Origin of the sequence: Streptomyces sp. NPDC059524, from assembly GCF_042749255.1 — a bacterium.
Taxonomy (GTDB): domain Bacteria; phylum Actinomycetota; class Actinomycetes; order Streptomycetales; family Streptomycetaceae; genus Streptomyces; species Streptomyces xanthii.
In genome coordinates, this window is sequence record NZ_JBHYTK010000242.1 from 1 (window position 1) to 8,360 (window position 8,360).

The 8,360-nt window shown below is 72.5% G+C and carries 8 protein-coding genes; 7 read left to right on the forward strand and 1 reads right to left on the reverse strand.

Annotated elements, in window-relative coordinates; genetic code table 11:
* Positions 1-121: 121 nt before the first annotated feature.
* Positions 122-625 carry a DUF1772 domain-containing protein gene (locus tag ACFW9D_RS36800; RefSeq protein WP_384629670.1) on the reverse strand — a complete coding sequence of 168 codons (504 nt, stop codon included), beginning with the start codon at positions 623-625 and terminating at the stop codon, positions 122-124.
* Between the two features lie 92 nt (positions 626-717).
* On the opposite strand from ACFW9D_RS36800, the gene ACFW9D_RS36805 reads away from it, so the two are divergent.
* The 7 genes from ACFW9D_RS36805 to ACFW9D_RS36835 all read left to right on the forward strand — a co-directional run bounded on the left by ACFW9D_RS36805 (position 718) and on the right by ACFW9D_RS36835 (position 8,310).
* Positions 718-1,260 (forward strand): GNAT family N-acetyltransferase, encoded by a 543-nt coding sequence (locus tag ACFW9D_RS36805; protein ID WP_384629673.1) that lies wholly within the window; start codon positions 718-720, stop codon positions 1,258-1,260.
* Positions 1,261-1,285: 25 nt separating this feature from the next.
* Positions 1,286-1,897 (forward strand): CGNR zinc finger domain-containing protein, encoded by a 612-nt coding sequence (locus ACFW9D_RS36810; RefSeq protein WP_384629676.1) that lies wholly within the window; start codon positions 1,286-1,288, stop codon positions 1,895-1,897.
* Between the two features lie 68 nt (positions 1,898-1,965).
* On the forward strand, positions 1,966-2,547 hold the full coding sequence (locus tag ACFW9D_RS36815) for a sigma-70 family RNA polymerase sigma factor (protein ID WP_188341530.1): 582 nt from the start codon (positions 1,966-1,968) through the stop codon (positions 2,545-2,547).
* On the forward strand, positions 2,544-3,341 hold the full coding sequence (locus tag ACFW9D_RS36820) for a zf-HC2 domain-containing protein (RefSeq protein WP_384629679.1): 798 nt from the start codon (positions 2,544-2,546) through the stop codon (positions 3,339-3,341). The genes ACFW9D_RS36815 and ACFW9D_RS36820 overlap by 4 nt, the downstream gene beginning before the upstream one ends.
* A gap of 122 nt (positions 3,342-3,463) precedes the next feature.
* The gene (locus ACFW9D_RS36825; RefSeq protein ID WP_384629682.1) at positions 3,464-5,836 is read left to right on the forward strand and encodes a HelD family protein; all 2,373 of its coding nucleotides are present in this window, start codon (positions 3,464-3,466) and stop codon (positions 5,834-5,836) included.
* Between the two features lie 345 nt (positions 5,837-6,181).
* Positions 6,182-7,615: an NAD-dependent malic enzyme gene (locus tag ACFW9D_RS36830; RefSeq protein WP_188338616.1), complete on the forward strand. Its 1,434-nt coding sequence runs from the start codon at positions 6,182-6,184 to the stop codon at positions 7,613-7,615.
* 413 nt (positions 7,616-8,028) lie between these two features.
* Complete coding sequence (locus ACFW9D_RS36835; protein WP_016645140.1) at positions 8,029-8,310, forward strand: HU family DNA-binding protein; 282 nt, start codon at positions 8,029-8,031, stop codon at positions 8,308-8,310.
* Positions 8,311-8,360: the final 50 nt, after the last annotated feature.

The following is an 8,360-nucleotide window of genomic DNA, read 5'->3' on the forward strand; positions in this document are numbered from 1 at the left end:
CCCCTGATGAGGCTGCGCCTCATCGGGGAAATGCGCCCGAAGGGCAGGCATTTCAGGGGCGCGGGGAACTGCGCGACCAGCCACGACGGCGCAGCAGCCGGACGACCGCCTTGCGAGGCACTCACCTGAGGGCACGGACCAGGCAGCCCAGCGCCCCCGTGCAGAGCACCGCCCGCACCACGTTCCAGGTCACCCAGGGACCCTCGAAGTCCCCCCGGACCCGGGCGGGGTCCGGGATGCGAGAGGGCGGGCCCGCCGCGGCGAGCGCGTCGTTCAGGGGCACGTTCAGCGCCGAGGTCAGCACGAACGCCAGCCCGTACAGGACCAGCCCCGCCCACACCCAGCCCCGTACCCCGGCGGCGGCCCGGAGCCGCCAGCCCGCGACCCCCGTCAGGGCGAGCGCCCCGAGGAAGCCCAGGAAGAACACCGGGTTCTGGATCACCGCGTTGATGTTCTGCATGACCTCGATGAACGTACGGTCGCCGCTGCGCGCCAGCGCCGGCATCACGGCGCAGCCGAACACGTAGAACGACCCGGCGACCAGCCCCGTGGCGACGGTCGCCGCCCCCAGCACCCACCCGTCGAGTCGCCCTGCGCGCCTGACGGAACCCGTTGTCTGTGTCATGCCTCCAGTCAAGGCGGGCCGGGCCGCGCCGGACATCGCCGAGCCGCGCGGGCGCATACGCGAGCGTCCACGCGGCCGCGTACCGTACGCGCATGCCGCCCATAGCGATCACCCCCGACATCACCCTGCGCCGTGCCGTCCTCTCCGACGCGCAGGCGCTCGCCGACGCGCAGATCCGCAACAAGGCGCACCTCGCGGCGACCGAGCCGTACCGGGACGCCGGGTACTACACGGCCGCGGCCCAGGCGGAGCGGATCACGCAGCCGCAGAGCGCGACCTGGGTGCTGGTCGACGGGGAGCGGATCGTGGGCCGGGTCATGCTGACCGGGATCGTGCTCGGGCCGCTGTGCAGCGCCAGCCTGGGGTACTGGGTGGACGGGGAGTACCGGGGGCGCGGGCTGATCCCCGCCGCCGTCGAGGAGGTGGCGCGGGCCGCCCGCGACGAGCTGGGCCTGCACCGCCTGGAGGCCGGCACGCTCACCGACAACGAGGCCTCGCAGCGTGTCCTCGCCAAGTGCGGGTTCGAGCGCTACGGGCTCGCGCCGCGGTACCTGCACATCGCGGGCCGGTGGCGCGACCACGTGCTGTTCCAGCGGATCCTGCACGACGATCCGCCCGCCCACATTCCCAAGTAGGCCCGGGGCGGGCACTGTAGAGGACATGGCCGCTGTACCCCCAGGGTCCCGCCCGTCCATTCCCGTCCCCCACCACGAGCTGCGGTTCGACGCCGGACGTCTCTGCCTGGATCTCGTCGCCACCGCGCACCCCGACGAACGCCTGACCTCGCCCGACCGGCTGCGCGCCTGGCTGGCCGGTGCGGGCCTGGTTCCCGAAGGCGCCGCACTGCCCTCCTGCGTCCCGGCCTGGCTGCCCGCGTTCCGCGAACTGCGCGGCCACGTCGGCCGCCTGGTGCGCGGAGAGCTCGCGGGCCGGCCCACGCCCGGCTCCCTGGAACGGATCAACCTGCTGGCCCGCGCCGCCCCGCCCGCCCCCTGCGCGGTGCGCTCCGGCGACGGCAGCCTGGTCCGCTCGCTCCAGACCGAACCCGGCTGCGCCGCGCTCCTCGCCGCCGTCGCCCGGGACGCCGTCGACCTGCTCACCGATCCGGCCGCCCGCGGCGCCCTGCGCCAGTGCGAGGGCGACAACTGCCCGCTGATCTACCTCGACACCTCCCGCGGCCGGCGCCGCCGCTGGTGCTCCAGCGAGGTGTGCGGCAACCGCGAGCGGGTGGCCCGGCACCGGCGCAGAGCGGCGGCCCTGTCCCGGGCCTGAGCGCCCGTTGAACATCTGGGGCCCCGGCCGCGTATCTCTCTGGTGACGTCGAAGCGGTGACACCGGAGGTGGGCGTGCGCAAGGATTCCGCCGTGGCCGATGAACGCCCTGCGCGGGCCCGACATCGTGCGTCCCAGCCGCCCTCGCTCGACGAGGAGCTGATGCGCGCGCTGTACGCCGAGCACGCGCGCCCGCTACTCGCGTACGTGCTCCGGCTGGTCGCGGGGGACCGGCAGCGCGCCGAGGACGTCGTGCAGGAGACGCTCATCCGCGCCTGGAAGAACGCCGGTCAGCTCAATCGTGCGACCGGTTCGGTCCGCCCCTGGCTGGTGACGGTCGCCCGGCGCATCGTCATCGACAACCACCGCAGCCGGCAGGCCCGGCCGCAGGAGGTCGACGCGTCGCCGCTGGAGGTCATCCCCGCGGAGGACGAGATCGACAAGGCACTGTGGCTGATGACGCTGTCCGACGCCCTGGAGGACCTCACCCCCGCCCACCGCGAAGTGCTCGTCGAGACGTACTTCAAGGGGCGTACGGTCAACGAGGCGGCCGAGACGCTCGGCATACCCAGCGGCACGGTGCGCTCCCGCGTCTTCTACGCGCTGCGCTCGATGAAGCTGGCGCTGCAGGAACGGGGGGTGACGGCATGACCTCGGCGTACGGACCCTACGGCCACGACCCGGCCGGCGATGTGCACGAGACGGTCGGCGCCTACGCACTCGGCGTGCTCGACGGCGCGGAGGCGACCGCGTTCGAGGCGCACCTGGCGACCTGCGAGCGGTGCGCGCAGCAACTGGAGGAGTTCGCGGGCATGGAGCCGATGCTCGCCGCGCTCGCCGACCTGCCCGCCGGAGGCGGCACCCCGGACATCGGCGAGGCCCTCGCCGCGCGCCCCGGGCCCCGGCTCGCGGAATCCCTGGTGGAGGAGGTGGCCCGCCGTCGCGCGGGTCGGCGCCGCCGGGGCCTGTACCTGGTCGCGGCCGCCGCGGCCCTGGTCATCGGCGGCCCGCTCACCGTCATGGCGGTCACCGGCGACGACTCCGGACGCCCGCCCGCCGTCGCGGAACCGCACCCGACGAGCCCCGCCGAGGACGCCTTCTTCCACCACATGGACGAGAAGATCGAGGCCACCGACGCGGGCACGGACGTCACCGCCACGATCGGCATGGAGAAGAAGGCCTGGGGCACCCACACCGTCCTGGAGCTCAAGAACGTCAAGGGCCCGCTGAAGTGCTCGCTCATCGCCGTCGGCAAGAACGGCGAGCGGGAGACCGTCACCACCTGGGCCGTGCCGAAGTGGGGCTACGGCATCCCCGGCAGCGCCCACGACAGCGCCAAATACCCGTTGTACGTGCACGGCGGCGCCGCGTTCGACCGCGACCAGATCGACCACTTCGAGGTCGAGACGCTCGACGGGAAACGGCTCGTGGAGGTGGACGCCTGAGCCGGTGACGTCCGAGGCGGCGCGCACGTAGCCGCACGGGTCCCCTTTCGCGTACCTTTGACGGCTGCCCAGCACGTCAGAAGGGGGGCCCGGTGGCCGCTCAGGCTCCACACGATTCAGCGGTGGACGCGTCCCGCGCGTCGCACGGCACGAGTGCCGACTCGGTCCGTGACCGCGAGATCGGCGTCGAACAGGAACACCTCGACGCGGTGTACCGACGCCTCGAGGAGAAGATCCACGAGGCGGAGTTCCTGATGGACGACGCCGCCAAGCGCGGGCAGGTCGGCACGCCCGGCGCCCTCGCCGAGCGCGACGCCCAGGTCTTCCGCGCGGGCATCCACCTCAACCGGCTCAACAACGAGTTCGAGGACTTCCTCTTCGGCCGCATCGACCTGCTGCTCGGCAAGGACGGCAAGAAGGGCCCCGACGGCGCCTACACCGCCGTCGAGCCCGCCGAGGGCGCCGTCCGCGAGGACAACACGGCGGACATCGCCGAGACCCTGCACATCGGCCGCATCGGCGTGCTCGACGCCGACTACTCGCCGCTCGTCATCGACTGGCGCGCCCCGGCCGCCGCCCCGTTCTACCGGTCCACGCCGGTCGACCCGGGCCGTGTCGTGCGCCGCCGCGTCATCCGCTCCAAGGGCCGCAAGGTCCTCGGCGTCGAGGACGACCTGATGCGCCCCGAGCTGACCGCCTTCCTGGACGGCCGGCCGCTGCCCGCGATCGGCGACGGCGCGCTCATGGCCGCGCTCGGCCAGGCCCGCAGCCACACGATGCGCGACATCGTCGCCTCCATCCAGGCCGAGCAGGACCTGGTCATCCGTGCCCCCGCCGCGTCCGTGACGTACGTGGAGGGCGGGCCCGGCACCGGCAAGACGGCCGTCGCCCTGCACCGCGCCGCGTACCTGCTCTACCAGGACCGGCGGCGCTACGCGGGCGGCATCCTGATCGTCTCGCCGACCCCGCTGCTCGTCGCCTACACGGAGGGCGTGCTGCCCTCGCTCGGCGAGGAGGGGCAGGTCGCGATCCGCGCGGTCGGCTCCCTCGTCGACGGCGCGGAGGCCACGGAGTACGACAGCCCGGCCGTCGCCCGCGTCAAGGGCTCCTCACGCATGCTCAAGGTGCTCCGCAAGGCGGCCCGGGGCGCGCTGGAGTCCGGCGGGTCCGGTGCCCCGGGCGGCCGTCCGGGCGGTTCCGGTGACGGGCAACTGGCCTTCGGGGACGACGAGACCCCGGTGGTCCCGGGCACCCCGGACCGGCTCCGGGTCGTCGCGTTCGGCCGCCGCCTCGAACTGGAGGCGGGGCAGCTGAACCGCATCCGCCACACCGCCCTCAGCGGCACCGCCCCGGTCAACCACCTGCGCCCGCGCGCCCGGCGGCTGCTCCTGGACGCGCTGTGGGACCAGTCCGGTGCGGCCGGCCGGCACAGCGACCCGGAGCTCGCCGCCGAGCTGCGCTCCTCCTTCGACGAGGACATCACGAGCGAGGACGCGTTCATCGCCTTCCTCGACGCGTGGTGGCCCGAGCTGACCCCGCGCGGGGTCCTCACGGCCATGTCCGACGAGAGGCGCCTTGCCCGCTGGGCCCGGCGGATCCTGAACCCGGGAGAGGTCCGCAGACTGGCCCGCTCGCTGCGCCGCGACGCGCTGTCGGTCCACGACGTGGCGCTCCTCGACGAGCTGACCGCGATCCTGGGCACCCCGGCGCGCCCGAAGAAGAAGCGCGAGTACGACCCGCTCGACCAGCTCACCGGCCTCGAGGAGCTGATGCCGCAGCGCGAGGAGTCGCAGCGCGAGCGCGCCGAGCGCCTCGCCCAGGAGCGCACCGAGTACGCCCACGTCATCGTCGACGAGGCCCAGGACCTCACGCCGATGCAGTGGCGGATGGTGGGCCGGCGCGGCCGGCACGCCACCTGGACCGTCGTCGGCGACCCGGCCCAGTCGTCCTGGTCCGACCCGGACGAGGCCGCGGAGGCCCGCGACGAGGCGCTCGGCACCCGCCCGCGCCGCCGCTTCACGCTCACGGTCAACTACCGCAACCCGTCCGAGATCGCGGAGCTGGCGGCCAAGGTGCTGGCCCTCGCGATGCCGGGCTCCAAGTCCCCGTCGGCGGTCCGCTCGACGGGGGTGGAGCCGCGCTTCGCGGTGGTACGGGACCGGCTGGGGGAGACCGTCCGCGAGGAGGCGGCGCGGCTCCTCGAGCGGGTGGACGGCACGGTCGGCGTGGTCGTGGCGATGAACCGGCGGGCGGAGGCGGCGCGCTGGCTGTCGGGGCTCGGCGAGCGGGTCGTCGCGCTCGGCTCGCTGGAGGCCAAGGGCCTGGAGTACGACGCGACGGTCGTGGTGTCCCCGGCGGAGATCGCCGACGAGTCGCCGGCCGGTCTGCGGGTGCTCTACGTGGCGCTGACCCGGGCCACGCAGCAGCTCACCGTGGTGTCCGGAGAGCGTGACGAACCGGACGCGAACGGGGTGCCCGACCTGCTGCGGGACTGACCCTTGTGTCATCGAGAACCGGTGTTACCGTTGATGACGGCACCGGCTCGATCCAAGCCCCCGGGCCCAACCTTCGTCCCTCAGAGGGACCACTTGCCGCGAGGCGAGCATGGCGGGTCGGTGTCGTAGGCGTCCGAAGAGGCCCACATCACAAGAGTGATGTGGGCCTCTTCCTGTTTTTCCCCGGCCTCTTCCGGTCCTGGCCAACTTCTCGTATGGTGGAAACTGTTTTCCGAAAGAAGGATGAACACAAGGTTCAGAATCCGATGCGGCTACCACGTACTCGCCGGTAGGTGCGACCATCGGACGGCAACAGCTACACGGTGAAAGCAGAGGAAGTCGGCCATGGCTACGGCGCCCAGCGTCTCCTACTCGATGACGGTCCGACTGGAGGTGCCCGCGAGCGGAACCGCCGTCTCGCAGCTCACCACGGCCGTGGAGTCCTCCGGAGGCTCGGTGACCGGCCTCGACGTCACCGCCTCCGGCCACGAGAAGCTCCGGATCGACGTCACGATCGCGGCGACCTCGACCGCCCACGCGGACGAGATCGTCGAGGAACTGCGCGGCATCGAGGGCGTCACGCTCGGCAAGGTGTCCGACCGTACGTTCCTCATGCACCTCGGCGGCAAGATCGAGATGCAGTCCAAACACCCCATCCGCAACCGTGACGACCTGTCCATGGTCTACACGCCCGGTGTCGCCCGCGTCTGCATGGCGATCGCGGAGAACCCCGAGGACGCCCGCCGCCTGACCATCAAGCGGAACACGGTTGCGGTCGTGACGGACGGCTCCGCCGTCCTCGGCCTCGGCAACATCGGCCCGATGGCCGCGATGCCCGTCATGGAGGGCAAGGCGGCCCTCTTCAAGCGCTTCGCCGACATCGATGCCTGGCCGATCTGCCTGGACACCCAGGACACCGACGCCATCGTCGAGATCGTCAAGGCGATCGCCCCCGGCTTCGCGGGCATCAACCTCGAGGACATCTCCGCGCCGCGCTGCTTCGAGATCGAGGCCCGCCTGCGCGAGGCCCTCGACATCCCCGTCTTCCACGACGACCAGCACGGCACCGCCATCGTCGTCCTCGCCGCGCTCACGAACGCCCTGCGGGTCGCGGGCAAGGCCATCGGCGACATCCGCGTCGTGATGTCCGGCGCCGGCGCGGCCGGCACCGCCATCCTCAAGCTCCTGCTGGCCGCCGGTGTGAAGAACGCGGTCGTGGCCGACATCCACGGCGTCGTGCACGCCGACCGCGCCGACCTGGTGGACGCCGCGAGCGACTCGCCGCTGCGCTGGATCGCCGACAACACCAACCCCGAGGGCCTCACGGGCACCCTCAAGGAGGCCGTGGTCGGCGCCGACGTCTTCATCGGCGTCTCCGCCCCCAACGTGCTCAACGGGGACGACGTCGCCGCCATGGCCGAGGGCGCCATCGTGTTCGCACTCGCGAACCCGGACCCGGAGGTCGACCCGGCGGTCGCCCGCCAGACGGCGGCGGTCGTGGCCACGGGCCGCTCCGACTTCCCGAACCAGATCAACAACGTGCTGGTCTTCCCGGGCGTCTTCCGCGGCCTGCTCGACGCCCAGTCGCGCACGGTCAACACGGAGATGATGCTCGCCGCCGCGGCGGCCCTGGCCGATGTGGTCAGCGAGGACGAGCTCAACCCGAACTACATCATCCCCAGCGTCTTCAACGACAAGGTCGCGGGCGCGGTCGCCGGGGCGGTCCGCACAGCCGCCAAGGCCGTGTCGGCGGCCCCGGTCGGCGACAGCGGGCGCTGACCTCTCATCGCAGCAGATGTGCGTGCCCAGCCCCGCGCTTCCCGGCAGGGGCCGCCGACACGGCCCTGAGGCGGCGGGCAGCGCTGTGACCGGGGCCACGGGGGCCTGAATTCCGGCGCGTCGCGGAAGACGCGCCCCTTGGGGCCTCTAGGGTGTCCGGGGAGCAGGCCCCGGACACTGTCCGTGTGACCCCCACGGGTGCCGGATTGGCTTTACCGCCGCTGGTGGGGGCAGGATGCTTCCCCAAGGACTTCGTCCAGGGGGCGCCCCCACAGGCGCGAGGGTCCGGACTTAAACGGACCCCGGGTCCTGGGCCTGACCGAGACCCTGGCAGCATCGGCTTCGCTGTTGCCCCACACGCGGCCCGACCGCGTGGCACGCCTCAACGGCAAGAAGAACACGGGAGTACAAAAATGAACCGCAGTGAGCTGGTGGCCGCGCTGGCCGACCGCGCCGAGGTGACCCGCAAGGACGCCGACGCCGTGCTGGCCGCGTTCGCCGAGACCGTCGGCGAGATCGTTGCCAAGGGCGACGAGAAGGTCACCATCCCCGGCTTCCTGACCTTCGAGCGCACCCACCGTGCCGCTCGCACCGCTCGTAACCCGCAGACCGGCGAGCCGATCAACATCCCGGCCGGTTACAGCGTCAAGGTCTCCGCGGGCTCGAAGCTCAAGGAAGCCGCCAAGGGCAAGTAAGGCCTCCGGCAAGCAGCGAGGGCGGTACCCGGAACTCTCCGGGTACCGCC

Coding starts and splice junctions, on each gene's coding strand:
- ACFW9D_RS36800 (WP_384629670.1), bottom strand. CDS start 625: ATGACACAGACAACGGGTTCCGTCAGGCGCGCAGGGCGACTCGACGGG.
- ACFW9D_RS36820 (WP_384629679.1), top strand. CDS start 2,544: ATGACCTCGGCGTACGGACCCTACGGCCACGACCCGGCCGGCGATGTG.
- ACFW9D_RS36835 (WP_016645140.1), top strand. CDS start 8,029: ATGAACCGCAGTGAGCTGGTGGCCGCGCTGGCCGACCGCGCCGAGGTG.
- ACFW9D_RS36805 (WP_384629673.1), top strand. CDS start 718: ATGCCGCCCATAGCGATCACCCCCGACATCACCCTGCGCCGTGCCGTC.
- ACFW9D_RS36810 (WP_384629676.1), top strand. CDS start 1,286: ATGGCCGCTGTACCCCCAGGGTCCCGCCCGTCCATTCCCGTCCCCCAC.
- ACFW9D_RS36830 (WP_188338616.1), top strand. CDS start 6,182: ATGGCTACGGCGCCCAGCGTCTCCTACTCGATGACGGTCCGACTGGAG.